Raw genomic sequence first — 25743 nt, 5'->3', positions numbered from 1 at the left:
CAAATTGCGTTTTGTGGCTATGGGTCCTGGCTTTCGCCAGGACGACGGCGTGGAGGCGTCAGCGCGACCCTCCCGTCTTGTCATCGCCCGCGGATGACGCCACACTCCGCACCATAAAAACAAGACGTCACGGGAGAGACATGTCCATCACACAGCCATTGGCTGACCTCGCGGACATGGTGCGCGAGCGCGCCAAGAGCCGCGGCAACGCCATCGCCTTCGAGTTCGAAGGCCGTGTCACCAGCTTCGCCGAGTTCGACATCAAGACCAATCGCGTCGCCAATGCGCTGATCGCAATGGGTGTGAAACGCGGCGAACGCATCGCCTATCTCGGCAAGAACAGCGATATCTATTTCGAGCTGCTGATGGGCGCGATGAAGGCCGGCGTGGTGATGGCGCCGGTGAACTGGCGGCTCGCGGGGCCCGAGGTCGCCTTCATCGTGAGCGACTGCAAAGCGCCGGTGCTGTTCGTGGGACCGGAGTTCATCGCCCAGGTCCGCCAGATCAAGGACCAGTTGCCGGGGGTGCGCAGCGTCATCACCACCGAAGGCGGCGCGCCGGAATGGCAGGATTTTACAGCCTGGCGCGATGCACAGAGTGGCGATGATCCCAAGGTGCCGATCGACACGAAGGACATCGCGATCCAGCTCTATACGTCGGGTACGACAGGCAAGCCGAAGGGCGCGATGCTGTCGCATGCGAACTTCCTCAACCTCGTGCAAACCGGCAATGCCAAGGACAAGCCCGAGTGGAATCGGTGGTCGACCGACGACGTGTCGCTGGTCGCGATGCCGATCTTCCACATCGGCGGTTCCGGCTGGGGCGTGATGGGACTCTACCACGGCGCCCGCGGCGTGATCGCGCGCGAGTTCGATCCTACAAAAGTGCTGGATTTTTTCGAGCAGTCGGGCATCACAAAGCTGTTCATGGTGCCGGCCGCGATGCAGTTCGTGGTGCGGCAGCCCCGCGCCAGGACGGTCGATTTCTCCCGGTTGAAATACATGCTGTACGGCGCCTCGCCGATCCCGGCGGCGCTGCTGAAGGAATGCATCGAGATCTTCAAATGCGGCTTCGTGCAGATGTACGGCATGACCGAGACCACCGGCACCATCGTCGCGCTGCCGCCGGAGGATCATATCGAGGGGCTGGAGCGGATGCGCTCGGCCGGCAAGGCGCTGCCGGGCGTCGAGATCGCGATCCTCGATGTGGACGGCAAGCCGCTGCCGCCGCGCGAGGTCGGCGAGATCGCGACACGCTCGGGCTCCAATATGGCAGGCTACTGGAACCTGCCGGAAGCAACCGCCGCGACGCTGCGCGGCGACGGCTGGCTGCGCACGGGTGATGCCGGCTACATGGACGAAGACGGCTATCTCTACATCCACGACCGCATCAAGGACATGATCATCTCCGGCGGGGAGAACATCTACCCGGCCGAGGTCGAGAGCGCGCTGTGCGATCATCCCGATGTCGCGGAAGCTGCCGTGATCGGCATACCCGACGACAAATGGGGCGAGGCGGTGAAGGCCGTGGTGGTGATGAAGCCCGGCAAGCAGGCGACCGCCACCGACATCATCAACTTCACCCGCGAGCGCATCGCCGGGTTCAAGACGCCCAAGAGCGTGGAGTTCCTGCCGGCGCTGCCGCGCAATCCGTCAGGCAAGATCTTGCGGCGGCAGCTGAGGGAGCCGTACTGGGCGGGGAAGGATAGAAGGGTGAACTAGCGCCACTCCAGCCACAGCGTCGTCCCGGCGAAGGCCGGGACCCATAACCACCGAATTTGGTTTTGCGAACACTCGGAGTTGCCGTCTCGCGCTACGACTTCTCCCCGGGGTAATGGGTCCCGGCCTTCGCCGGGACGACTCGAGGAGACATAAACGGGGTGCAACTCCTCAATGCTTCCCCGGCCCCATATAGCCGAACAAAAATCCCGCCACCTTGCGGATCTGGATCTCCTCGCTGCCCTCAGTGATGCGATAGCGGCGGTGATGACGGTAGATGTGCTCGAACGGCTTGTGGCGTGAGTAGCCCATGCCGCCGTGAACCTGCATGGCGCGGTCGGCGGATTCGCAACAGAGGCGGTTTGCCCAGTAGTTGCACATCGAGACGCGGTCAGAGAGCGTGCGCTCGATCTGTTCCTCGGTGAGCTTGTCCATCTCCCAGGCGGTCTTGCGGATCAACAGCCGCAGCATCTCGGCTTGCGTTGCCAGCTCGACCAGCGGGAACTGGATCGCCTGGTTCTCGGCCAGCGCCTTGCCGAACGGTTTGCGCTCACGCGCATATTTGACGCTCTCGTTGATGCAGTAGACCGCTGCCCCCAACGAACTCGCCGCCTGCCGGATGCGGTTCTGATGGACAAAACATTGCGCCAGCGACAGGCCGCGGCCGACCTCACCGAACAGCGCGTCCTCGGGAACGAACACGTCCGTGAAACTGACGCGGGGATGATCGGTCGGCATGTTGAAGGTCCACATGTACTCTTCGATCTTCACGCCATGGCTCTTGGCCGGCACCAGGAAGCAGGTGATGCCGCGCGCGTCGCCGTCATTGCCGGACGTGCGCGCGAACAGCGCGCAATGCGTCGCGACGTGCATGCCGGTGGTCCACATCTTCTCGCCGTTGATGATCCAGCCCTTGACGTTGTCGCGGGTCGCCGGCACCGCGCGCGTTTCCATGTGGGTCGCATCCGAACCGTGATGCGGCTCGGTCAGGCCGAAGGTGATGCGATACTTGCCCTTGATCGAGCCGTCGATCATCGCCTTCTGGTCGTCCCGTCCATAGCGATCGAGCATGGTGGCGACGGGGAAATTTCCGACGATGGAATGTTCGTTCTGGAGGTCGTTATGCAGGCCGAGCCCCTTGGCGGCAAAGTGCTCGCGGATGATGGCCATCCAGAGGTTGGAGCCATCCTTGCCGCCATATTGCTTCGGCACCGCGAAACGCAAATGACCGGCAGCGTCTGCGAGATCCTTGGCCTTGCGCAGCAGGGCTTCCCATTCGTGGCGCGGCAGGCCGCCATTCTCGAAATCGGTGCGGGCCCATTCGCGACGATGATCGAAGAAGCGGATATTATCATCGGCCTCTTCCAGCGGCTTGATCTCGCGTTCGATAAAACGGTCGAGCTCTGCGAGATAGGCGACGAGATCGGCTGGCAATGAGAAATCCACGGCTCTCTCCCGGATGATTTTTCGTTTTGCGTTAAGGCGCTGGGCGCAGCTTTGCTTCGCACGATTAAGGTGAGAAGAGCGCCGCCAAGTCAAGCAATGCGAGGCGTGTGAGAGGCGCAAGGCGCATTGCGCAATTCGATGGTGCTCTAGCGCCGAGGCGCGGTAGTATTCCGGCAATATTCCTTCACGAGAAACTGCGGGAGCGCGCGATGGAGCTGAAATTCTCAAAGGTGGAACGCAAGGGGCCGATCACGATCGTGACGCTGTCGCGGCCCGAGGTCTACAACGCGCTGCACACCGATGCGCATTTCGAACTCCAAAAGGTGTTCGATGATTTTTCTGCCGATCCCGAGCAGTGGATCGCGATCGTCACTGGTAGCGGCGACAAGGCGTTCTGCGCCGGCAATGATCTGAAGTGGCAGGCGGCCGGCGGCAAGCGCGGCTGGGACAAGGGCGGCTTTGCCGGCCTCACCGCGCGCTTCGACTGCGACAAGCCGATCATCGCCGCGGTCAATGGCGTGGCCATGGGCGGCGGTTTCGAGATCGCGCTCGCCTGCGACCTCATCATTGCCTCGGAGAACGCGACCTTCGCCCTGCCCGAGCCGCGCGTTGGGCTGGCCGCGCTTGCCGGAGGCCTGCACCGGCTGCCGCGGCAGATCGGCTTGAAGCGCGCCATGGGCATGATCCTCACCGCGCGCCATGTCAGCGCCAAGGAGGGCTATGAGCTCGGCTTCGTCAACGAGGTGGTGCCGCAGGGCGAAGCGCTGACGGCCGCGCTGCGCTGGGCCGAGATGATCACCAAGAATTCGCCGATGTCGATCCGCGCCTCGAAGCAGGCGATCCAGAAGGGCCTCGGCGTCTCGCTGGAGCAGGCGATCGAGGAGCAGCGGGAGTATCCGGCGGTGAAGGCGATGGTGGCCTCGCAGGACTACATCGAGGGCCCGAAGGCGTTTGCGGAGAAGCGCCCGCCGAAATGGGTGGGGAAGTAAGGCGGTCTCTCTCCGCCCCTCACGACTCCCAACACCACCGGTGTCATGCCCCGGCTTGACCGGGGCATCCAGTACGCCGCGGCTTCTCGGCTCAATCGCTACCGTCTCTGGAATACTGGATCGCCCGCCTTCGCGGGCGATGACCGCGGAGAATGTGGCGCCGCCTATCCGCCTCGCGACAGCTCCCGCTTGTACGAGGCGTAGCTCGGCTGGTCGACCGCGAGCTTGTCCATCGTGGTCGCCCACAGATGCTCGGCAAGGCCTGGCGTTGCGAGATCGACCTCGCCGCTCGCAATACGCTCGGCGAGTGCGCGGTTGAGCTCGGTCACCGAGCCCTCCATGCCGAGCAACGCGCGCAGCCGCTCCACCTCCGCAGCATCGCTCCCCTCCTCCCGCGTCAACTGCCGTGTCACGAGATCGAGGATGTTGATGGCGACGCGCAGCTTGAAGGCCTGGTGGCCGGAGACCAGCGGCGCGATGTCGTTGCGGAGGAAATCGGAAACCGATTTGGTCAGCTCGATCGGGGTCGGCTCGTCTTGCATGGTCAACTCCCCCGCGGCGCCAGCAGCCGCAACAGATCGATCTCGGTCTCGGAGGCGCGACGGCCGATCATGGCGCGTTCCATCGAATGCTCCGGACTTTCGCGAAATCGCTGCATCATGCCGCCGCACATGATGCCCCAGCGCAGCGTGCCCATTACTTCCCAGAATTTGACCCGCGATGGATCGACCTTGCGCCCAGCCGCCTCATAGCCGGCGAACAGCTCCTCACGCGAGCCAAAGCCGCCGACGGGCTTGTCGATCTCGCCAAAGCGCCAGGAGTTGACGCAGACCCAGCCGAGATCCTCCATGGGATCGCCGAGATGCGCGAGCTCCCAATCCAGCACGGCGCGGATGCCGTCGGCGCCAATGATGAGATTGCCGTTGCGGAAATCGCCATGCACCAGCGTCGTCTCGCCGGCGGGACCCGGGTCCTGGTCGCGCAGCCAGCGCAGCGCCAATTCGAACACCGGCTTTGGCCAGTCCAGGCTGCGATAATCGCGTTCGAATTCGCCGATCTCCTGGGTCGCGGACCGGCTGCGCAGCTCGGGCAATTTGTCGGCTGGTAGCCCGTGCAGCTTCGCGAGCACGCCGCCGATCTGCCGTGCGAGAAGCGGCCGCGCCGCGGCGAATTCATCATCGCGAAGAATCTTGCGCGCGATGGTCTCGCCCTCGACCCGCTGCATGATAAAGCCGGTGCCGAGATCGTCGTCCGGCGTGAGCACATGCATCACGCGTGGAGACGGTACGCCGGCCTCATAGGCAAGCTGCATCAGCTGCGCTTCGGCTGCGAGGCCCGCCGCGCGCGTCGGCGCCGCGCCATACCCCTTCGGCGAGCGGCGCAGGATCGCACCAATCGGCCCATCGGGATGCACGATGTCGAAGCGCCAGGTCTCCTGGCTGGCGCCGCCGGACAGTCTTGCCACGCCAGCGACACCGGTCGCCCCCGGGCACCAGCGCGCAACGCTGCGGGAGAGTTCGGCCTCGATCATTTGCCCTTGAACTGCGCCGGGCGCTTCTCCAGGAATGCGCCGACGCCTTCGCGGAAATCATCCGTGTCGCCGGCACGGAGCTGGCACTGGAACTCGAGATTGAGCTGATCCTCGAAGGAATTTTCCGGGCTATCCCAGTAGAGCTTGCGGATCAGCGACAGCGCGACCGTCGGGCCGCTGGCGAGGTCGCGCGCGAGCTTCATCGCCTCCTCCATCAGCACGCCGTCATCATAGACGCGGTTGACGAGGCCCCATTCCAGCGCCTTCTCGGCGGGAAGTCGCTCGCCCATCAGCGACAATTCGATCGAGCGTGCCTTGCCGATCAGCCGCGGCAAGAGCCAGGTCGAGCCGCAATCCGGCACGAGGCCGATACGGCGGAAGGCTTGCAGGAAATAGGACGAGCGCGCGCATAAAATCATGTCGCCGAGCAGCGCGAAGCTCATGCCGGCGCCGGCCGCCGGGCCGTTGACCGCAGTCACGATCGGGCAATGCAGATTGCGGATGCGGCGCAGGAAGGGATGAAAGCCGGCCTCGAGCGTCAGGCCGGCCTTGGTCTTCTTCGACTGGTTGTTGCGGCCCTGCAGATTGGCGCCGGTGCAGAACGCCCGCCCGGCGCCCGTCAGCACGACGCAGCGCACCTCGTCCTTCTTCTCCTCGATCGCGTCGAGCGCTTCCGCGAGACCGCCCAGCATGTCCACAGAGACCGCGTTCATCACCTCCTGATGGTCGAGCTTGAGGATCGCGACCGAACCATCGAGATCGAGCGTGACGTGTTTGAACTGCATGGTTTCCTCGTGAGTTGCGGCCTGCGCCAGTTTCGCAGACCGGAATTACTTTTGCCGGGGCGCATATTTGATTTTTGGCGCGGTCTTGTCCATGGTGATCGGAGCATAGCAAGCAATCTTGCGCGCAGCGGCTGATGCGCGCATGCCAAAAAACAGGAAACGCTCCATGAACCTTTTCGACCTTTCGGGACGGGTCGCCGTGATCACCGGCGGCAATGGCGGTATCGGACTCGGCATCGCGCAGGCGCTTGCCGGCCAGGGCTGCAACGTCTCGATCTGGGGTCGCAATCCTGACAAGAACAGCAGCGCTGCCGCGAGCCTGGCGGGGCTGCCCGGCAAGGTCGACGCGCGGGTCTGCGACGTCACCGACCCGGCCTCGGTCAATGCCGCGATGCAGGCTACCCTCGACATGTTCGGCCGGGTCGACGGCTCCTTCGCCAATGCCGGCATCGGCGGCGGTGGCCGGCGCTCCTTCATCGAGCGCACCGAAGAGGAATGGCGCACGATGTTTGCGACCAATCTCGACGGCGTATTCCACGCGTTCCAGGCGGCCGCAAAACACATGACCGAGCGCGCCGAGTCCGGCGATCCCTTCGGCCGGCTGGTGGCGACCTCGAGCCTTGCCTCGATCTTCGGCACCGCCCGCAACGAGCACTACGCGGCGACCAAGGCCGCGATCAACGCGCTGGTGCGCGCGCTCGGCGTCGAGCTGGCGCGCCACGGCGTCACCGCGAATGCGATCCTGCCCGGCTGGATCAAGAGCGACATGACCGCCGGCCTGATGGCCAACGAGAAATTCGTCGCCAACGTGATGCCGCGCATTCCGGTGCGGCGCTTCGGCGAGGCCAGCGATTTCGGCGGCATCGCGGTGTATCTGATGAGCAAGGCCTCGTCGTATCACACCGCGGATACGTTCGTGATCGACGGCGGTTATACGGCGTTTTGATTTTCATAATGAGGGGAACGGGCACATGTTTTCACACGTCATGATCGGCACCAACGACCTCGACAAGGCCAAGGCCTTCTACGACAATTTGCTGTCCACGCTCGAGGTGCGGCCGGCGCGCGTTGACGGCCACCGCATCTTCTACATCACCAAGACCGGCGTGTTCTCGGTGACAAAGCCGATCAACGGCGAAGCGGCAACGCCTGCGAACGGCGGCACCATCGGCTTTGCCGCCAACTCGCCGGAGCAGGTCAATGCATGGCATACGGCCGGCATCGCCGCCGGCGGCGTTCCCTGCGAAGATCCTCCCGGCATTCGCCAGGGCCCGGGCGTCAACCTCTATATTGCGTATTTGCGCGACCTCGACGGCAACAAGATCTGCGCGATGCATCGGATGGCGAACTGAGCCAGCCGCAACGACCGCTGTCATGCCCCGGCTTGACCGGGGCATCCAGTACGCGCGGCTTCTCCATGAATCACCGACGTCACGGAGTACTGGATCGCCCGATCAAGTCGGGCGATGACAGCGAGAATGCGGCCCCATTCAAACAACATTTCAAACGACCGCGATATTCCATCGCGTGGCACGGCGCACGGGAAAATGCGCGCTCGCACTTTGGCGACGCTGCGACTATTCTCGCGTCCAACGCGATCTCAGCGCCCCCGGGAGGAACAATGACAAAACACACCTATATTCCCCGCACCACCAACTACACCCTTAATCCCGGCGACGAGCTCAACGACCTCAGGATGTCGGACCAGGTCCGGCCGCTCTATGATCACGTCAGGAAGTTCATCCGCGATACCGTCGAGCCGATGTCGATCGAATTCGCCAAGGCCGGCGAAGGCAAGGAAGACCGCTGGAGCTTCACGCCAAAGCAGCTCGAGGTGCTGGAGAAGGCCAAGAACAAGGCCAAGCAGGAAGGCCTCTGGAACTTCTTCCTGCCCGACGACGAGACCGGCCAGGGCCTGAAGAATCTCGACTACGCCTATATCGCATCCGAGCTCGGCAAGAGCCCGCTGGCGTCGGAGAGCATGAACTGCTCGGCGCCGGATACCGGCAACATGGAGGTGCTGGAGCGCGTCGGCACCAAGGAGCAGAAGGAGAAGTGGCTGAAGCCGCTGATGAACGGCGAGATCCGCTCGGCCTATGTCATGACCGAGCCGAACGTCGCCTCCTCCGATGCCAAAAACATCTCGACGAGCGCGAAGCTCGTCGGCGACGAATGGGTCATCAACGGCGAGAAGTATTACATCTCGGGTGTCGGCGATCCCCGATGCAAGATCCTCATCGTGATGGTGAAGACCAATCCGGATGCGGCGCCGAGCAAGCAGCAGTCGCAGATCCTGGTGCCGCGCGACACGCCCGGCGTCGAGGTGCTCGGCCCCATGTACGTGTTCGGCCAGGACCATGCGCCGCGTGGCCACATGCACATGCGCTTCAACAATGTCCGCGTGCCCAAGGAGAACATCCTGCTCGGCGAAGGCCGCGGCTTCGAGATCTCGCAGCTTCGGCTCGGCCCCGGCCGCATCCATCACTGCATGCGCACCATCGGCAAGGCCGAGAAGGCACTCGATTTGATGGTTCAGCGTGGCCTCACCCGCGAAGCCTTCGGCAAGAAGATCGCCCATCTCGGCGGCAACATGCAGATCATCGCGCAGGCGCGCTGCGAGATCGAGGCGATGCGGCTAATGGTGCTGAAGGCCGCCAAGGCCATGGACGTGCTCGGCAACAAGGAGGCTCGCGTCTGGGTGTCCATGGTCAAGGCCATGGTGCCGGAGCGCGCCTGCAAGATCATCGACCAGTCGATCCAGATGCACGGTGCCACCGGCATCTCGCACTGGACCCCGCTCGCCGAAATGTACCAGGACGTCCGCCATCTGCGCTTCGCGGATGGTCCGGACGAGGTGCACTGGATGGTGGTGGGACGCCACGAGCTGAGCATGGCGTGATCTTTCTTCCCCTTCTCCCCGCCTGCGGGGAGAAGGTTGGGATGAGGGGAGTCTCCGCGGGGACGCTGTCAGTGGGACTCGCGGAGAGTCCCCCTCACCCGGATTGCATCTTCGATGCAATCCGACCTCTCCCCGCAAGCGGGGCGAGGTGAAGCGAGCACCGCCCTACGACGCGGCCACCTCACCGATCTTGTCCTGCGTCCTGGTCTCGAAATCGCCGGCATCATGCCGCTCGTGGAGCTGGCTGGCGGGATCGCCGGAGACGCGGTTGACCATGCGGCCGCGCTTGACGGCCGGACGCTTGGCGATCTGGTCGGTCCAGCGCTGCACGTGCTTGTAGTCCTGCACCGAGAGGAATTCGCCGGCGCCGTAGACCAGCCCCTTGGCGAGTGCGCCGTACCAGGGCCACACCGCCATGTCGGCGATGGTGTAGTCGCTGCCGGCGAGATATTCGTTGTCGGCGAGCCGGCGGTCGAGCACGTCGAGCTGGCGCTTGGTCTCCATTGCGAAACGGTCGATGGCGTATTCGATCTTGGTCGGCGCGTAGGCGTAGAAATGGCCGAAGCCACCGCCGAGATAGGGCGCGCTGCCCATCTGCCAGAATAGCCACGACATCGCCTCGGTGCGGCTCTTGATGTCCTTCGGCAGGAACGCGCCGAACTTTTCCGCGAGGTAGAACAGGATCGAGCCGGACTCGAACACCCGGATCGGCTCCGGGCCGGAGCGGTCCATCAGCGCCGGGATCTTGGAATTCGGATTGATGTCGACAAAGCCGCTGCCGAACTGGTCGCCGTTGCCGATCTTGATGAGCCAGGCGTCGTACTCCGCGCCCTTGTGGCCGAGCGCCAGAAGCTCCTCCAGCATAACGGTGACCTTGACGCCGTTCGGCGTCGCCAGCGAATAGAGCTGGAAGGGATGCTTGCCGACCGGCAGCTCCTTGTCATGGGTGGGACCGGCGATGGGACGGTTGATGCTGGCGAACTGTCCGCCGTTCTCCTTGTTCCAGGTCCAGACTTTCGGGGGCACGTAGGCGGGGGTGTCGGTCATGGGAGGGCTCCGGCGAAAAAGATGCGCCTGCATTAATTAGCCCGCGGACGGCCGATGGCAAGCCCTGCCGGCCCTGCGTCCGGCGCGGGCCTCGCGACCGCGTCATGCGATCAGCCGTCACCATACCCTCGCGGGCTCCCGATTGACGACGCCTGCACGCAAGAACAGCGGGGGAATCCGGCATGGGATCGCCGACAGTGATGAGTTAGCGTCGTCACCGCTTCGCCAGCGAAAGCAACGAGATGCGCAGGCCGCCGGAGGAAACGATGAAATCGCCGATCTGCGACATGCTGGGCATCGATTTCCCCCTGCTCGCCTTCAGCCATTGCCGCGATGTCGTCGCCGCCGTCAGCCGCGCCGGCGGATTTGGCGTGTTGGGTGCGACCGTGCACACGCCGGATACCCTCGAACGCGAGTTGAGATGGATCGACGAGCACGTTGACGGCAAGCCTTACGGCGTCGACGTTCTGATCCCCGAAAACATCTCGACTGCGGGCGAGAAGAACGTCACCTGGAAAAGCCTTGAAGCGCGCGTGCCACAGGAGCACCGCAACTACACGCGCGATCTCCTGAAGAAATACGATATCGAACTCACGACCACCGAGGTCGCCGACAACCAGCCGCAGCCGTTCGATGGCAGGACCGCGTTGGAGCTGCTGGAGGTCTCATTCAAGCACCCGATCCGCCTGATCGCCAATGCGCTCGGCGTGCCGCCGAAGGCCATGATCGAGATGGGCAGGAAGCACGGCGTGCCGGTCGCGGCGCTGGTCGGCGCCAAGGAGCACGCGCTGCGCCAGGTCGCGGCCGGCGTCGATATCCTCGTGGTTCAGGGCACCGAAGCCGGCGGCCATTGCGGCGAGGTCTCGACCATGGTGCTGGTGCCTGAGGTGATCAAGGCGATCAAGAATATCCGCGACGTGCCGGTGCTCGCCGCCGGCGGCATCATGACGGGTCGGCAGATGGCGGCCTGCATGGCGATGGGCGCGGCCGGCGTCTGGACCGGCTCGGTGTGGCTTGCCACCGTCGAGTCCGAGACCACGGAGATCTTTCGCGAGAAGATGATCGCGGCATCGTCGCGCGATGCGGTGCGCTCGAAGGGCCGCACCGGAAAGCCGGCACGGCAGCTTCGTTCGGTCTGGACCGACGCCTGGGACCGCGCACCCGAAAGCCCCGGCGCATTGCCTATGCCGCTGCAAAGCATTGTCAGCCGCGACGCCTTCAACGCGATCGACCGCGCGGCGGCGGGCGGCAACGCCAAGGCGCGCGATCTCGTGAGTTACTTCGTCGGCCAGGGCGTCGGGCTGATCGACAGCGTGAAATCGGCCGGCGCGGTGGTTCAGGAATTCAAGGAAGAGTTTGCCGAAGGCGTCGAGCACATGAATGCGCTGGTGGCGGAGTGATTGCCACACACCGTCATTGCGAGCGCAGCGAAGCAATCCAGACTATCACCGCGGAAAGATCCTGGATTGCTTCGCTGCGCTCGCAATGACGAACAACTGACATCGTGAATTGAAGCATGACAGACCAGAAAAATACCCCCGAAGACCGCATCCCCGTCATCGTCGGCGTCGGCGAGATCGTCGACCGTCCCAAGGAGATCACCGAGGGCCTCGAGCCGCTCGACCTGCTCGAACAGGCCTTGCTGCGCGCGGAAGCTGATGCCGGGGCAAAGCTGCTCGGCGAGGTGCAGTCGCTCGACGTCGTCAACTTCCTGAGCTGGCGCTATCGCGATCCGGAGCAACTGCTGGCGCAACGGCTCGGCATCACGCCTGCGCGTTGCCACTACGGCCCGGTCGGCGGCGAGAGCCCGATCCGCTACATCCACGAAGCCGCAAAGCGCATTGCGCGCGGTGAATGCAGGGTTGCCGCAGTTTGCGGCGCGGAGGCACAGTCGACCGCGACCAAGGCGGAGCGCGCCGGCGCGAAGCTGCCATGGACGCCGTTCGCCCATGACGTCGAGGAGCCGAAACGCGGCGCAGCGTTCCAGAAACCGCTGGCCGTGAAGCTGGGTGTGTTCCGGCCGGTCACGGTGTATCCGTTCTATGAAGCCGCATCATCCGCCCATTGGGGCCAGACGCCGCGCGAGGCGATGGCAGAGTCGGGTACACTCTGGTCACGCTATTCCGAGGCCGCTGCGCAAAATCCCAACGCCTGGCTGAAGCGGCGCTATACGCCCGACGAAATCACGACGCCGACGGCGGACAACCGCCTGATCGCCTGGCCCTACAACAAGCTCATGGTCGCCAACCCGAGCGTCAACATGGGCGGCGCGCTGCTGCTGACCAGCCTGGCCAAGGCGCGCGCGGCCGGCATCGCCGAGGACAAGCTCGTCTACCCGCTCGGCGGCGCTTCGGCGGAAGAACCGCGCGACTATCTCTTGCGTGACCAGTTTTACGAGAGCCATCCGCAGAACGCCGTCTTGAGGGCCGTGATGGATCTCGCCGGCGGCGACGGCAAGAAATTCGACGCGATCGAGCTCTATAGCTGCTTCCCGTGCGTGCCCAAGATGGCGCGGCGGACGCTGGGCCTGGGTGCGAACGTGCAGCCGACCGTAACAGGCGGCCTCACCTTCTTCGGCGCACCGCTCAACACCTACATGACGCATGCAGCCTGCGCGATGGTGCGGCGTGTGCGCGACGGCGCAAAGCTCGGCCTGCTCTACGGCCAGGGCGGCTTCGTCACCAAGCATCATGCGCTGGTGGTGTCGAAGGTGCCGCCGCGTGAAGCATTGGCACAGGAGACCAGCGTGCAGGCTTCGGCGGATAGCAACAAGCGCGCGGTGCCGGAGTTCGTCACGGATGTCTCAGGCAAGGGCAAGGTTGAGAGCTTTACCGTGCTCTACGGCCGGAGTGGCGATGTCGAGCATGGCGTGGTGATGTTGCGGACCGAAGATGACAGGCGCACACTGGCGCGAATTCCCGCGAGCGATACCGCGACACTGGCGCATCTGCTCGACATGAATAAGACGCCGGTGGGTTCGCTGGGCGAGATCGCGACGGCCGCCGATGGCGTGCCGGAGTGGAGGGGCGGTTAATCTCCCTCGCCCCGCTTGTGGGGAGAGGGTCGGGGTGAGGGGGAGTCTCCGCAAGGACGGTGAGAGTTGGACTCGCGGAGAGTCCCCTCACCCGATCGCTTCGCGATCGACCTCTCCCCGCAAGCGGGGCGAGGTGAAGAAGCCTACCCCTTCGGCGCCTGCTTTTCCGACGCGGTCGCCGGCTTGCCCTTGGCGCCGGCGCCGGTCACGCGGACCTGGTCGCCGTCGGAAAGGCCGTCGGGTGGTGCCGTGATGACGCGATCATCCGCTGCAATTCCCGAGGCGAGCTCGATCTCGCGGCCGAGGTCCCGCGCGATGGTCACGGGCTTGAACAGGACCTTGTCGTCCGGACCGACAGTTGCGACGCGCAGGCCGCTGCCGTTGAAAATCAGCGCGCTGGCGGGAATGCTGAGCGGCGCGGAGTCGCGCTGCAGGCTGAGCTTCACGCTGGCGTAGCCGCCGGGCATCAGCTCGCCTGAGGAATTGTCGAGACCAAGCTGCATGCGTGTCGTGCCGGAGGCGACGTCAACCGCCTGTGAGGAAGCCTCCACCGTCGCCTGGAAGGTCCGGTTCGGATACTCCGGCAGCACGATGGCAGCCTTGGCGCCGATCTTGATCGCGGGCACGTAGTTCTGGGGCACGTTGATGTAGACGCGCAGCTTGGTGATGTCGGAGACCACGAACATCGCCGGGCCCGAGCCGCCGCCCGAATTGATCAGCGCACCGACGTCGGTGTCGCGCGCCGTGACCACACCGTCGAACGGAGCGGTGATCTTCTTGTAGCCGGCCAGCGCTTCGAGGCGTTCGACGTTGGCCTGGCCCGAGCGAACCGCCGCGTTCTTGTTGGAGAGATCGGCGGTACGCTCGTCGATCTCCTGCGCGGAGACGAAGTTGGAGGCGACCAGCGTCTTGCGGCGGTTGAGGGTGGCTTCCGAAAGCCTGGCGCTGGACTGCTGGCTGGCGAGGTCGGCGCGGGCCTGAAGCAATTGCTGATCGAGGTCGGGCGCCTCGATCTCGGCGATCACCTGACCGGCCTTCACCCGCGCACCGATATCGGCGCTCCAGCTTTTGAGATAGCCGGGAACGCGGGCAAAGATCGGCGCGCGATAATAGGCTTCGAGACGGCCCGGCAAGTCGATGGTCGCGTTGAGAGCCTTGGCATTGGGCAGCGTCACCGCGACGCTGGGAACGGCCTGGTCATCGGTCCATGCCTTCAGTTTGGAGCCCTGCTCCTCGCGGGCACGGATGCCGGTGCCAACGACCAGTCCCGCCGCGATCAGCGCCACCACGCCGAAAAGGCCCAGTTTCCGGTGCGACACCGGGGAGCGGGATTCAGTGGGCGACATGCGGGGTCTCCTGGAGGGCGGCGGCTTTGGCGCCTTGCTTCTTGTGTACCATGCTGAACACCACGGGAACAAACATCAGCGTGGCGAAGGTTGCAAAGATCAGGCCGCCGATCACGGCGCGGCCGAGCGGCGCATTCTGCTCGCCGCCCTCGCCGAGCCCCAGCGCCATGGGCGCCATGCCGATGATCATGGCGAGCGCGGTCATCAGCACCGGGCGGAACCGGACGAAGCCGGCTTCGAGCGCCGCGGCGATGGGATCGCCGAGCTCTTCGTAGCGCTCGCGGGCGAACGAGATCACGAGCACGCTGTTGGCGGTGGCAACGCCCATGCACATGATGGCGCCGGTCAGCGCCGGCACCGACAGCGTCGTCTCGGTGGCGAACAGCATCCAGACGATGCCGGCGAGTGCGGCCGGCAGCGCCGTGATGATCACGAAGGGATCGGACCAGGACTGGAAGTTCACGACGATCAGGAAATAGATCAGGACGACCGCTCCGAGCAGGCCGAACAGCAGGCCCGTGAAGGCACTGTTCATGGTCTGCACCTGGCCGAGCAGCACCACCGAAGAGCCTTTCGGCACCTCCTTGGCGGTGTCGGCGATCACCTGGCGGATGTCGGTCGCGACCGCACCGAGATCGCGGCCCGAGGTCGTGGCGAAAATCTGCACCATCGACTGGATGTCGTATTGCGAGACCACCGCGCTCGAGGTCGAGCGCCTGATGTCGGCGATGCCGCCGAGGATCGGCGACTGCGTATTGCCGGCAGCCGTGATCGGCAGCGTCTGAAGCGCACTGAGCGAATCCATCTGGTATTGCGGCGTCTGCATCACGATCGAATAGGACACGCCGTTATCCGGATTGAGGTAGTAGGTCGGCGCCACCTGCGAGGAGCCGGCAAGATTGACCACGAGACTGTTGGTGACGTCGCGCTCGGTCAGGCCGACATATTGCGCGCGGGTGCGGTCGACATCGATGTTGAAGGTCGGATTGTTCGGCGATTGCTGGATGCGCGCATCCGCGACCCCGGGAATCCTGCGGACTTTCGCCAGCAGAGTGTTGGCATACGCGAAGTTGGCACTGAGATTGGCGCCGCGGATCTGCAGGTCGATCGGCGCCGGCGCGCCGAAGTTCAGGATCTGGCTGACGATGTCGGCCGGCAAGAATGCGAAGCTGACGCCGGGGAACAGCCGCGGCAATTGCTCACGCAGCACGCGCACATGCTCCTCGGTTGGCTTGTGGCCTTCCTTCAGCTTGATCTGGATGTCGCCATCCTGCGGGCCGATCACGCCGGTGTTGTTGTAGGTCATGTTGATGCCGGAGATCGGCATGCCGATGTTGTCGGTCAGCGTTTCGATCTCGCCCGGGATCAGCTTGCGGATTGCCTTCTGCACGTCGGCGAGCTGGTTCGCGGTCTCCTCCACGCGGGTGCCGACCTGGGTGCGAACATGCATCAGGATGTTGCCGGCATCGACCGCGGGGAAGAAGTTGCGCCCGAGGAACGGCACCAGCGCGAACGACGCGCCGACCACGCAAAGGAAGCCGATCACGAACACCGGACGGTGCGCCAGCGCGAGCCCGAGGAAATTGTGGTAGCCGCCGCGAATGCGCTCGAAGCGAGCCTCGAAACCGCGCTGGAACCAGACCAGGGGATTGCGCGACTTCGGCGGACCGTCCTCGTGATGGACATGCGCCTGCAACAGATAGTTCGCCATGGTCGGCACCAGCGTACGCGACAGCAGGAACGACCAGATCATCGCGAACATCACCGCTTCCGCCATCGGCACGAACAGGAAGCGCGCCACACCGGTGAGGAAGAACATCGGCACGAACACGATGCAGATGCAGAGCAGCGAGACGAAGGCCGGCGTCACGATCTGGTTGGCGCCGTCGAGGATCGACTGCTCGACCGGCTTGCCCTGCTCCAGATGGTAGTTGATGTTCTCGATCGTGACGGTGGCGTCGTCGACGAGAATGCCGACCGCCAGCGCCAGCCCGCCGAGCGTCATGATGTTCAGCGTCTCGCCGATCGCTGACAGCATGATGATGGCGCCGAGCACGGAGAGCGGAATCGAGACCGCGATGATCACGGTCGAGCGCCAGCTGCCGAGGAACAACAGGATCATGACGCTGGTGAGCAGCGCCGCGATCACGCCTTCGAACGCGACGCCTTCGATGGCGCCGCGGACGAACACCGACTGGTCGCCGATGAAGCCGATCTTGAGCGCGTCCGGCAGCTGGTCCTTGACGTCGATCACCTTCTGCTTGATGCCCGCGATGATGTCGAGCGTCGAGGTCGCGCCCGCCTTCAGCACCATCATCAGCACCGAACGGTTGCCGTCGACATGGACGATGTTGGTCTGCGGCGGGTTGCCGTCCCTGATGGTCGCGACATCGCGCACATAGACCATCGCGCCGTTGACGGTCTTGATCGGCAGATTGCCGAGCTCGTCGATCTTCAGCGGCGAGTTGTTGAGCTGAATGATGTATTCGAACTGCCCGATCTTCTGGGTGCCGACCGGCGTGATCAGGTTCTGGGCCGCGAGCGCGTTGGCGACGTCCTGGCCGGAGAGGCCCCTCGCCTGGAGCGCGGTCGGGTCGAGGTCGATCTGGATCTGGCGCTGCTTGCCGCCGAACGGATAAGGGATCGCGGCGCCTGGCACGGTGACCAGCGGCGTACGGAGCTGGTTGATGCCGATATCGGCGAGGTTCTGCTCGGTCAGCCCGTCGCCCGACAGCGCCACCTGGACGATCGGCACGGTGGAGGCGGAGTAGTTCAGGATCAGAGGCGGCGTCGCGCCCGGCGGCATCTGCTTGATCAGCGTCTGCGAGATGGCGGTGACCTGCGCGTTGGCGGTGCGGATGTCGACGTTCGGCTGGAAGAAGATCTTGATGATGCCAAAGCCGTTATAGGAATTGGCGGTGATGTGCTCGATGTCGTTGACCGTCGTCGTCAGCGCGCGCTGAAACGGCGTGGTGATGCGACCCGACATCTGGTCGGGCGGCAGGCCGGTGTATTGCCAGACCACCCCGATCACGGGGATGCGGATGTCCGGGAAGATGTCGGTCGGCGTCCGCAGCGCCGCCAGCGGTCCAATGATCAGGAGCAGGAGCGCGAGCACGACAAACGTGTAGGGCCGGCTCAGGGCAATACGGACCAGAGCAATCATTCGCCGGAAAATTCCAGGTCAAGCGAGGATGCGGAATCCGCCCCCACGGGGATCCCTTCCTCCCTTTACCCGAGCACCGCCGGAAACACCAATCTCCGGCGACTTTCCAGCCTTCACTTCCGTGCTACCGCACTGCGGAACACGCACTGCGGCCATGCGGCCGCCTCATGCGGCGCGGACCGAGTCCAGGAACTTGCCGACTTCGAGCTTGAGGCGGCTCGAGTCGCGCGACAGCATCTGCGCGGCCGACAACACTTGCGAGGACGCCGAGCCGGTTTCGGAAGCACCGTGCTGAACCTCGCCGACATTGGCCGACACCTGCTGGGTGCCTTGGGCCGCCTGCTGCACGTTGCGAGCGATCTCCTGGGTCGCCGCGCCCTGCTCCTCCACCGCCGCCGCGATCGCCGAGGAGATCTCCGACAAGCGGGCGATCGTGCCGCTGATCTCGCCGATGGCACCGACCGATTCCTGCGTCGCCGTCTGAATGCCGCCGATCTGCTGGCCGATTTCGCCGGTGGCCTTGGCCGTCTGCTCGGCAAGCGCCTTCACCTCCGAGGCAACCACCGCAAAGCCGCGGCCGGCCTCGCCGGCACGAGCCGCCTCGATCGTCGCATTCAGCGCCAGCAGATTTGTCTGGCCTGCAATGGCGTTGATGAGCTCGACGACGTCGCCGATCCGCGACGCCGCCCGCGACAATTCGCTGACACGTTCGGTGGTGGATTGCGCCTGGCTGACGGCCTCCCCTGCGATCCGGGCGGATTCCTGCACCTGCCGGCTGATCTCACGCACCGAGGAGGACATCTCTTCGGCCGCGGACGCCACTGAATGGACATTGGTGGAAGCTTCTTCCGAGGCGGACGCGACCACCGTCGCCAATTCCTGCGCCCGACCGGCGGTCGAGGTCAGCGTCGAGGCCGAGGCCTCGAGTTCGGTCGCCGCCGAGGACACGGTCTCGACGATTTCGCTGACCGCGGCCTCGAAGCCGTCGGCAAGCTTTGTCATGTCGGCCTTGCGCTGTCCCGCGGCGCGGCGCTGCACCGCCTGCACCTCGTCGCGGCTGAAGCGGATGATGGTCTGCACGGTCTGGAGGTTGCGCAGCGCTTCGCCGATCTCGTCGTCGCGCTGGATCACGATGCGGTTGTCCAGCTTATCCTGGACGAGGTTGACCAAGGTCTCGTTGAGCTGCTGCATAGGGCCCTGGACAGCGCGCATGGTCGTGAGGCCGGCGAAGCCGAGGACGGCAGCGCCGGCGACGGCCAGCAGCGCCAGGCTCAGGCTGGTCGTACCGCCGGTCGAGAGCGCTCCGCCGATGCCAAGCGCGAGCACGAACAGCAACTGGAGCGCCATCGTGGTGACCAGGCGCGCCTTCAGCGTCCTGGTGAAGATCGCAAAATGGTCGAGCAGCGAGCGGCGGCGGATGATGCCGGCGTCAACGCGATAACCATGCGGCTTCTTCTCGCGGATCGCCGCGTAGACCTCTTCGGCCAGTTTGCGCTGGTCGGCTGGCAGCTTGGTGCGGATCGACGTAAATCCCGTGACCTGGCCGTCCGCGCGAATCGGCGATGCCGTCGCCAGCACCCAGTAGAAATCGCCGTTCTTGCGGCGGTTCTTCACCGCGCCGAGCCAGGGCTTGCTGGCCTTCAGCGTGTCCCAGAGATTGTCGAACGCCTCCGGGGGCATGTCGGGGTGACGGACGATATTGTGCGGCTGGCCCATCAGCTCCGCGGACGTGAAGCCCGCAGCGGCAAGGAAATCGTCGTTGAAGTAAGTGAGCTTGCCCTTGAGGTCGGTCCGGGAGACGATCAGCGTCTCGTCGCTGACGGGATATTCGACATCGGTGACGGGTAAATTCTTGCGCATGTGAGCCCCAAAAGTTGGATGAAATAAGCGGCTATTCCAATCAGGGCTGCAACCGGCGGTCCTTGAGACCATTCTCGTAAGCCGAATTTAACTATCAATGAAGGAGACCACCCGCCCACTTCCGCGGAACCACCATGATGGTACCTGCTACCGACATCAGGCTACCGGCGTTCGAAAAAAAAGAGCGGCGCTTGCGGCGCCGCTCTTTCGTCAATGGATGTTGACGCGGGGGTTTACGCCGCGCGCGTCCGTCGTTACGCCGCGCGGACGTTGGTCAGGAACTTGCTGACTTCGGTCTTGAGCCGGTTCGAGTCTTTCGACAGCATCTGTGCCGCCGACAGCACCTGCGAGAAGGCCGTACCGGTCTCGGTCGCGCCGCGCTGCACGTCGGTGATGTTGGAGGAAACCTGCTGGGTGCCCTGCGCTGCCTGCTGGACGTTGCGGGCGATCTCCTGGGTCGCCGCGCCCTGCTCTTCCACGGCCGCCGCGATCGCCGACGAGATCTCCGACAGACGCTCGATGGTCGACGAGATCTCCTTGATCGCGCCGACCGAGTCGTTGGTCGCCGCCTGGATGCCGGAGATCTGCTGGCCGATCTCACCGGTCGCCTTCGCGGTCTGCTCGGCGAGCGCCTTCACCTCGGAGGCGACAACCGCAAAGCCGCGGCCGGCTTCGCCGGCGCGTGCGGCTTCAATGGTCGCGTTCAGCGCCAACAGGTTGGTCTGGCCTGCGATGGTGTTGATGAGCTCGACGACGTCGCCGATGCGCGACGCTGCCTTGGAGAGCTCGCTGACGCGCTCGGTGGTGGTGCGCGCCTGGCCGACGGCATCGCCCGCCATGCGGGCCGATTCCTGGACCTGGCGGCTGATCTCGCCGACCGATGAGGCCATCTCCTCGGTGGCCGAGGCCACCGACTGCACGTTGGTCGAGGCTTCCTCCGACGCTCCTGCAACGGTGGTCGCCAGCCGCTGCGAGCGGTCGGCGGTCGAGGTCAGCGTCGAGGCGGAGGCTTCGAGTTGGGTTGAGGCCGACGACACGGTCTGGACGATCTCGCCGATCATCGTTTCGAATTCGCGGGTGATGTTGTCGACGCGGCGGCCGCGCTCGATCTTGGCTTCCGCATCGGCCGCGGCAGCCTCGTCGGCGGCCTTCTTGGCGATCAGCGCTTCCTTGAAGATCTGGAGCACGTCGGCCATCGCGCCGATCTCGGTCTTCTCGCCGCGATGAGGGACTTCGGCGGAAAGCTCGCCCTTGCCCAGCGCCTGCATCGGCTCGATGATCGAATTGATGCCGCTGGAGACGTCCCGGACGAGGTAGAAGCCGACGCCGATGCCGATAATGACAGCGGCGGCGAGAATGATCGCGACGAGCATGAACGCGTGATAATAGCTGTCGGCGCCATCCGCAGCGGCCTGGTCGCCGCCCTTGGTGTTGAGCTCGATGTCCTTGCGCAGGACCTCGTCGGCCTGAAGCCCGATCTTGTTGACCGTCTTCGTGTTCAGCTCATGCGCTTCGTGCGGGACCTTGTTGGCGTCCTTGCGCGACAGCGCCATGACCTCCTGGGTACCCTTCTTGTACTCCTCCCAGAGCTTCGACCATTCACCGTAGAGTACCCGTTCTTCAGGCGAGGTGATCATGTCCTCGTAAGTTTTGCGAAACTTGGTGTTGGCCTCGATCACAGTCGCGAGGGTCTTTTCCATCGCGAGCTTCTCGTCCAGCGTTTCCGACAGCATATGCTCTCGGATGACGTTGCGGTAAGTGATCACGCCGGCACGCAGGTCACCGAGCACGCGCACGCTGGGCATCCAGTTCGTGGTGATGTCGACGGTGTTGGCGTTGATGGCCCGCATCTTCATGACGGCGAGCAGGCCCATGCCAGCCATCGCGACCAGCAGGAACGCCACGACACTGATGATCTTGGCGCGAATGGAAATGGTGGCGAGCATTATGGAGTCTCTTTGTGCTGGCGCGGCGGCGCGTCCGGGAGTTTTACGAATCAACCTAAGGGAGCAGCACCGACATCCAACACGAGAGCACCTGAGCAGATGTTAACGACGACTCCGTACGAGTACGAAGCCCGAAACAAATGAACAGGGTGCTAAAAATGCCCTGCGCTCAGTGCATGAGCCCAAGCGCGTCGGAGAAAAACTCCGCGCCGCCGAAATTTCCGGACTTCAAGGCGAGCAGCATGTCGCCTTTTTCAGCACCGACCGCACGCAGCACCGGGACGCCGGCTGCGATCTCTGCTCCCACGAGAAATCCGGGAATCTTCAACCGGTCGACCACGGCGCCGGATGTCTCCCCGCCGGCAACGACCAGGCGCTTGACGCCGGCCTGGACCAGACCCTCGGCGATATTGGCCATCGCCTGCTCGATGGCGTGACCGGCCGCGTCGCGGCCGTGGCGCGCCTGGAGCGCGGCGACCTGATCCGGCGTCGAACTCGATGCGATCAGGACCGGACCGTCGGCCAGTCGCGGTTTCGCCCAAGCCAGTGCGCGCTGCGCCTCGTCCTCGCCCGTAGTAATACGATCCGGATCGAGATGCAGCACCGGCATGACGCGCTCGGCATTCGCAATCTGCTGAAGCGTCGCCTGCGAGCAGCTTCCGGCCAGGCACGCCGCCGGTCCGCCGACCGCTGCCCCCACCTCGCTGCTCGCCGCTGTCGATGTGACCTTGCCTGTCGAGACCAGCGCCCGCGCCAGCCCAAGACCCATGCCGGAGGCGCCGACCGACAGCCGATGCTGGACAGCGACGAGGCCGATGGTTTCGAGGTCCCGATCGAACACGGCGTCGATGATCGCCGCGCCAATGCCCTTGCCCGCGAGTTCGGCCAGCCGCGCCCGCACGGCATCCGCGCCGCCCGTGACAGTGGCGAGGCCGACGAGGCCGATTTGCGTCTTGCTCTGGCGCGCCAGCACGCGCACCAGGTTGGAATCGTGCATCGGGTTGAGCGGATGGTCCTTCAGCGGGCTCTCGTTCAGCGGCACGGTGCCGACGAACAGATTGCCCTGATAGACGGTGCGGCCGGTCTCCGGAAAGGCCGGTGTCACCAGCACGGCCGCCTCGCCGCAATCGGAGCGCAGCGCGTCCATCACCGGGCCGATATTGCCGGCATCGGTGGAATCGAAGGTGGAGCAGATCTTGAACAGCACGTGGCCGGCGCCGCGGCCGCGAAGCCATGTCTCGGCCGCGCGCGAGCGCGATACGGCAAGGCCGGCCTCGATCGAGCGGCTCTTCAAGGACACCACGACGGCGTCGACCTCGGGCAGCGCGAGATCGTCCGCGGGCACGCCGATGGTCTGCACCGTGCGCAGGCCCGCGCGCGTCAACGTGTTGGCGAGGTCGGAGGCGCCGGTGTAGTCGTCGGCGATGCAGCCAAGAGATATTTTCGCTCCAACTGTCACGGCTTCACTCCCGCATAAGGCTTGAACCAGGCAAGGCCGTCGGTGGTTTTGCCGCGCGGATTATATTCGCAGCCGACGAAGCCGGCATAACCGAGCCGGTCGAGTTCGTCGAACAGGAACGGATAGTTCAGCTCCTCGCCATCAGGCTCGTTGCGCGAGGGGATGCTGGCGATCTGGATGTGGCCGATGACCGGCATCATCTCACGCAGCCGCATCGTGACGTCGCCATGGATGATCTGGCAGTGATAGATGTCGAACTGGAGCTTGAGGTTCGGAAGCCGCAGCTCCTGGATCAGGTCGCGCGCGAAGCCGAAATCGTTTAGGAAATAGCCCGGCACGTTGCGCGCATTGATCGGCTCGAGCACGATGTCGATGCCGTGCGGCGCAAAGAACTCGGCGGCCCACGCCACCGATTTGTAGAACGCCTCGATGGCGACGCGCTCGCCGCGGTTGGCGATGCCCGCCATCAAATGCAGCCGCTTGACGCCGGTCGCCTTGGCGTAGGGCAGCGCGGTCTCCAGGCTCGCCTTGAGCTCGGGGAATCGCGACGGGAGTGCCGCAAAGCCCTTCTCGCCGGCATTCCAATCGCCCGGCGGCAGGTTGAACAGCGCCTGAGTCAAGCCGTTGCGCTTGAGCCGCTCGCCGACCGCCTCGGCCGGATGCTCGTAGGGAAAGAGAAACTCGACGGCGGTGAAGCCGGCTGCCGCAGCGGCGTCGAAGCGGTCGAGGAACGGCACCTCGGTGAACATCATCGAGAGATTGGCGGCAAAACGGGGCATGGGAATCCTCTTGTCTATTTGTCGCCGGGCAGCTTGACGCCGGTGACCTGCGCATACATCCGCGCCACCGAGGCATCGTCGTCGCGGCCCATGCCGGCGGCTGACGTCATCAAGAACATCTGAAGCGCTGCGGCGGAGACCGGAACCGGGAATCTGGCACTGCGCGCCATGTCCTGGATGATGCCGAGGTCCTTGACGAAGATCTCGACCGCACTGCGCGGCGTGTAATCGCCGTCGAGCACGTGCGGCATGCGGTTCTCGAACATCCAGGAGTTTCCGGCGGACGCCGTGATCACCTCATAGACCTTGCGGATGTCGAGACCCTGCTTGGCCGCGAACGCGATCGCCTCGCTGGCAGCGGCGATATGCACGCCGGCGAGCAACTGGTTGATCATCTTGAAGGCGGCGCCCTGGCCGGCGGCATCGCCAAGCTCGTAGAGTTTTGCGGCCATGGCATCGAGCGCGGGCCGTGCTTTCTCAAACGCAGCCGGGCTGCCGGAAGCGAGAATCGTCAACTCGCCCTGCGCTGCGCGCTGTGCCCCGCCGGAGATCGGCGCATCCAGATAGTGCCGGCCGGTCGCCTCCAACTGTTTTGCGAGACGCCGCGCCACGTCGGGATCCATGGTCGCCGACGACAAGAAGACGCTGTCCTTGGCCATGGTTTCCGCGACGCCATCCTTGCCGAACAGGATCGTCTCGGTCTGCGCGGCATTGACGACGACGCTGACGACGATGTCGGCGCCCTTGGCAGCTTCGGCCGGCGTCTTGGCGCCGGCGCCGCCCTCCGTCACGAACCGCGCGACCGCATCAGCGGAGACGTCGCAGCCAGTGACGACATGACCGGCGCGCTTCAGCGAGGTCGCCATGCCAAACCCCATCGAGCCGAGCCCGATGACGGCGATGCGCTGATTCTGTGACGTGGAGGCGGACATACAACTGATCCTTGCGACGTTTCCCGGAGGGCCGCCCTTTGCGGCAGCTTGCCAACCGAATAACACGGCTTGGCCGCGCTGCCAAAGCGTGAGACAAACGGACATGACGGCCATGAGCAACGAGACATTGCTGCGCGAAGACATTTGCCGCTTCGGACGGTCCCTGTTCGAGCGTGGGCTGACGCCCGGCTCCTCCGGCAATATCAGCGTCAGCCTGGACGGCGGCGGCTGGCTGGTGACGCCCACCAATGCCTCGCTCGGCTTCCTCGATCCCGCAAAACTGTCGCGGCTGGACGATCAGGGCCGACTGGTTTCGGGCGATGCGCCGACCAAGGAAGTTCCGCTGCACAATGCACTCTACGCCACGCGCGGGAGCGCAAGGGCGATCGTGCATCTGCACTCCACCCATTCGGTTGCGCTGTCGATGCTGCCGGAGATCGACCCGCGCGCCGCGCTGCCGCCGATGACGGCCTATTATCTGATGAAATGCGGCGCCACCGCGCTCGTGCCCTATTACCGCCCAGGCGATCCCGCCGTCGCCGATGCGATCAAGGGGCTGGCGGGAAAATACTCATCCGTGCTGCTCGCCAATCACGGCCCGGTCGTCGCTGGGGGCACGCTGGAAGCAGCGGTGTTCGCGACGGAGGAGTTGGAGGAGACGGCGAAGCTGTATCTGCTGCTGCGCGGGATGAACCCGCGCTATCTGTCGCCGGAGCAGGTGACGGATCTGGTGAGGGTGTTCGGGGTATCGCTGCCGGAGCACGGGCACGAGCATTGAGCCTCGTGCAGCCGTGGGCGAACTAACA

21 protein-coding genes are annotated in these 25743 nt (G+C 64.7%); 8 read left to right on the top strand and 13 right to left on the bottom strand.

Going from position 1 to position 25743, the window contains the following annotated elements; genetic code table 11:
- Window positions 1-140 precede the first annotated feature (140 nt).
- Entirely contained in the window at window positions 141-1721 is a 1581-nt protein-coding gene (locus BRA1417_RS0117080; RefSeq protein WP_027516805.1) for a fatty acid--CoA ligase, read from the top strand.
- 168 nt (window positions 1722-1889) lie between these two features.
- On the opposite strand, the gene BRA1417_RS0117075 is transcribed toward BRA1417_RS0117080, so the two are convergent.
- Complete coding sequence (locus tag BRA1417_RS0117075) at window positions 1890-3164, bottom strand: acyl-CoA dehydrogenase family protein (RefSeq protein ID WP_027516804.1); 1275 nt, start codon at window positions 3162-3164, stop codon at window positions 1890-1892.
- A gap of 209 nt (window positions 3165-3373) precedes the next feature.
- Between BRA1417_RS0117075 and BRA1417_RS0117070 the strand changes: the two genes are divergently transcribed.
- A complete protein-coding gene (locus tag BRA1417_RS0117070) occupies window positions 3374-4153 on the top strand; it encodes an enoyl-CoA hydratase-related protein (RefSeq protein WP_027516803.1) in 780 nt (259 codons plus the stop codon).
- A gap of 164 nt (window positions 4154-4317) precedes the next feature.
- On the opposite strand, the gene BRA1417_RS0117065 is transcribed toward BRA1417_RS0117070, so the two are convergent.
- The 4 genes from BRA1417_RS0117065 to BRA1417_RS46015 are packed head-to-tail and all read right to left on the bottom strand — an operon-like array spanning window position 4318 to window position 6637.
- Window positions 4318-4695, bottom strand: coding sequence for a DUF6285 domain-containing protein (locus BRA1417_RS0117065; RefSeq protein ID WP_027516802.1), 378 nt, complete (start codon window positions 4693-4695; stop codon window positions 4318-4320).
- 2 nt (window positions 4696-4697) lie between these two features.
- Window positions 4698-5684 (bottom strand): phosphotransferase family protein, encoded by a 987-nt coding sequence (locus BRA1417_RS0117060; protein WP_027516801.1) that lies wholly within the window; start codon window positions 5682-5684, stop codon window positions 4698-4700.
- On the bottom strand, window positions 5681-6469 hold the full coding sequence (locus tag BRA1417_RS0117055; RefSeq protein WP_027516800.1) for an enoyl-CoA hydratase/isomerase: 789 nt from the start codon (window positions 6467-6469) through the stop codon (window positions 5681-5683). Before BRA1417_RS0117055 ends, BRA1417_RS0117060 begins: the two co-directional genes overlap by 4 nt.
- A gap of 45 nt (window positions 6470-6514) precedes the next feature.
- The gene (locus tag BRA1417_RS46015) at window positions 6515-6637 is read right to left on the bottom strand and encodes a hypothetical protein (protein WP_256379171.1); all 123 of its coding nucleotides are present in this window, start codon (window positions 6635-6637) and stop codon (window positions 6515-6517) included.
- Between BRA1417_RS46015 and BRA1417_RS0117045 the strand changes: the two genes are divergently transcribed.
- From BRA1417_RS0117045 to BRA1417_RS0117035, 3 genes are all read left to right on the top strand, one after another.
- Window positions 6636-7415 (top strand): SDR family NAD(P)-dependent oxidoreductase, encoded by a 780-nt coding sequence (locus BRA1417_RS0117045; RefSeq protein ID WP_027516799.1) that lies wholly within the window; start codon window positions 6636-6638, stop codon window positions 7413-7415. The two genes, BRA1417_RS46015 and BRA1417_RS0117045, sit on opposite strands and share 2 nt — an antisense overlap.
- Before the next feature lie 25 nt (window positions 7416-7440).
- A complete protein-coding gene (locus tag BRA1417_RS0117040; protein ID WP_027516798.1) occupies window positions 7441-7821 on the top strand; it encodes a VOC family protein in 381 nt (126 codons plus the stop codon).
- Window positions 7822-8090: 269 nt separating this feature from the next.
- Window positions 8091-9368, top strand: coding sequence for an acyl-CoA dehydrogenase family protein (locus tag BRA1417_RS0117035; RefSeq protein WP_027516797.1), 1278 nt, complete (start codon window positions 8091-8093; stop codon window positions 9366-9368).
- Window positions 9369-9533: 165 nt separating this feature from the next.
- On the opposite strand, the gene yghU is transcribed toward BRA1417_RS0117035, so the two are convergent.
- Window positions 9534-10415 carry a glutathione-dependent disulfide-bond oxidoreductase gene (yghU, locus tag BRA1417_RS0117030; protein WP_027516796.1) on the bottom strand — a complete coding sequence of 294 codons (882 nt, stop codon included), beginning with the start codon at window positions 10413-10415 and terminating at the stop codon, window positions 9534-9536.
- 266 nt (window positions 10416-10681) lie between these two features.
- Here yghU and BRA1417_RS0117020 point away from each other — a divergent pair, with 266 nt between their 5' ends.
- The gene (locus tag BRA1417_RS0117020; protein ID WP_027516795.1) at window positions 10682-11815 is read left to right on the top strand and encodes a nitronate monooxygenase; all 1134 of its coding nucleotides are present in this window, start codon (window positions 10682-10684) and stop codon (window positions 11813-11815) included.
- A 116-nt stretch (window positions 11816-11931) separates the two neighbouring features.
- Window positions 11932-13449, top strand: coding sequence for an acetyl-CoA acetyltransferase (locus BRA1417_RS0117015; RefSeq protein ID WP_027516794.1), 1518 nt, complete (start codon window positions 11932-11934; stop codon window positions 13447-13449).
- A 143-nt stretch (window positions 13450-13592) separates the two neighbouring features.
- Here BRA1417_RS0117015 and BRA1417_RS0117010 read toward each other — a convergent pair whose 3' ends face one another.
- The 7 genes from BRA1417_RS0117010 to ltnD all read right to left on the bottom strand — a co-directional run bounded on the left by BRA1417_RS0117010 (window position 13593) and on the right by ltnD (window position 24937).
- Entirely contained in the window at window positions 13593-14795 is a 1203-nt protein-coding gene (locus BRA1417_RS0117010) for an efflux RND transporter periplasmic adaptor subunit (protein WP_027516793.1), read from the bottom strand.
- Window positions 14782-17961, bottom strand: a complete 3180-nt coding sequence (locus BRA1417_RS0117005; protein WP_027516792.1) for an efflux RND transporter permease subunit — start codon at window positions 17959-17961, stop codon at window positions 14782-14784. Before BRA1417_RS0117005 ends, BRA1417_RS0117010 begins: the two co-directional genes overlap by 14 nt.
- A 165-nt stretch (window positions 17962-18126) precedes the next feature.
- The gene (locus tag BRA1417_RS0117000) at window positions 18127-19821 is read right to left on the bottom strand and encodes a methyl-accepting chemotaxis protein (RefSeq protein ID WP_027516791.1); all 1695 of its coding nucleotides are present in this window, start codon (window positions 19819-19821) and stop codon (window positions 18127-18129) included.
- A gap of 254 nt (window positions 19822-20075) precedes the next feature.
- The gene (locus BRA1417_RS0116995; RefSeq protein ID WP_027516790.1) at window positions 20076-21767 is read right to left on the bottom strand and encodes a methyl-accepting chemotaxis protein; all 1692 of its coding nucleotides are present in this window, start codon (window positions 21765-21767) and stop codon (window positions 20076-20078) included.
- 169 nt (window positions 21768-21936) lie between these two features.
- Window positions 21937-23226: a 3-oxo-tetronate kinase gene (gene otnK / locus BRA1417_RS0116990; RefSeq protein ID WP_027516789.1), complete on the bottom strand. Its 1290-nt coding sequence runs from the start codon at window positions 23224-23226 to the stop codon at window positions 21937-21939.
- On the bottom strand, window positions 23223-24005 hold the full coding sequence (otnI, locus tag BRA1417_RS0116985; protein ID WP_027516788.1) for a 2-oxo-tetronate isomerase: 783 nt from the start codon (window positions 24003-24005) through the stop codon (window positions 23223-23225). The genes otnK and otnI overlap by 4 nt, the downstream gene beginning before the upstream one ends.
- A 14-nt stretch (window positions 24006-24019) precedes the next feature.
- Complete coding sequence (gene ltnD / locus BRA1417_RS0116980; protein WP_007593728.1) at window positions 24020-24937, bottom strand: L-threonate dehydrogenase; 918 nt, start codon at window positions 24935-24937, stop codon at window positions 24020-24022.
- Between the two features lie 103 nt (window positions 24938-25040).
- Between ltnD and BRA1417_RS0116975 the strand changes: the two genes are divergently transcribed.
- Complete coding sequence (locus BRA1417_RS0116975) at window positions 25041-25715, top strand: aldolase (RefSeq protein ID WP_027516787.1); 675 nt, start codon at window positions 25041-25043, stop codon at window positions 25713-25715.
- The last annotated feature ends 28 nt before the right edge of the window (window positions 25716-25743 follow it).

It is taken from the genome of Bradyrhizobium sp. WSM1417 (assembly GCF_000515415.1).
GTDB lineage: Bacteria > Pseudomonadota > Alphaproteobacteria > Rhizobiales > Xanthobacteraceae > Bradyrhizobium.
Note: the sequence above shows the minus strand (reverse complement) of the source record. Positions and strands in the feature narration are given on the sequence as shown.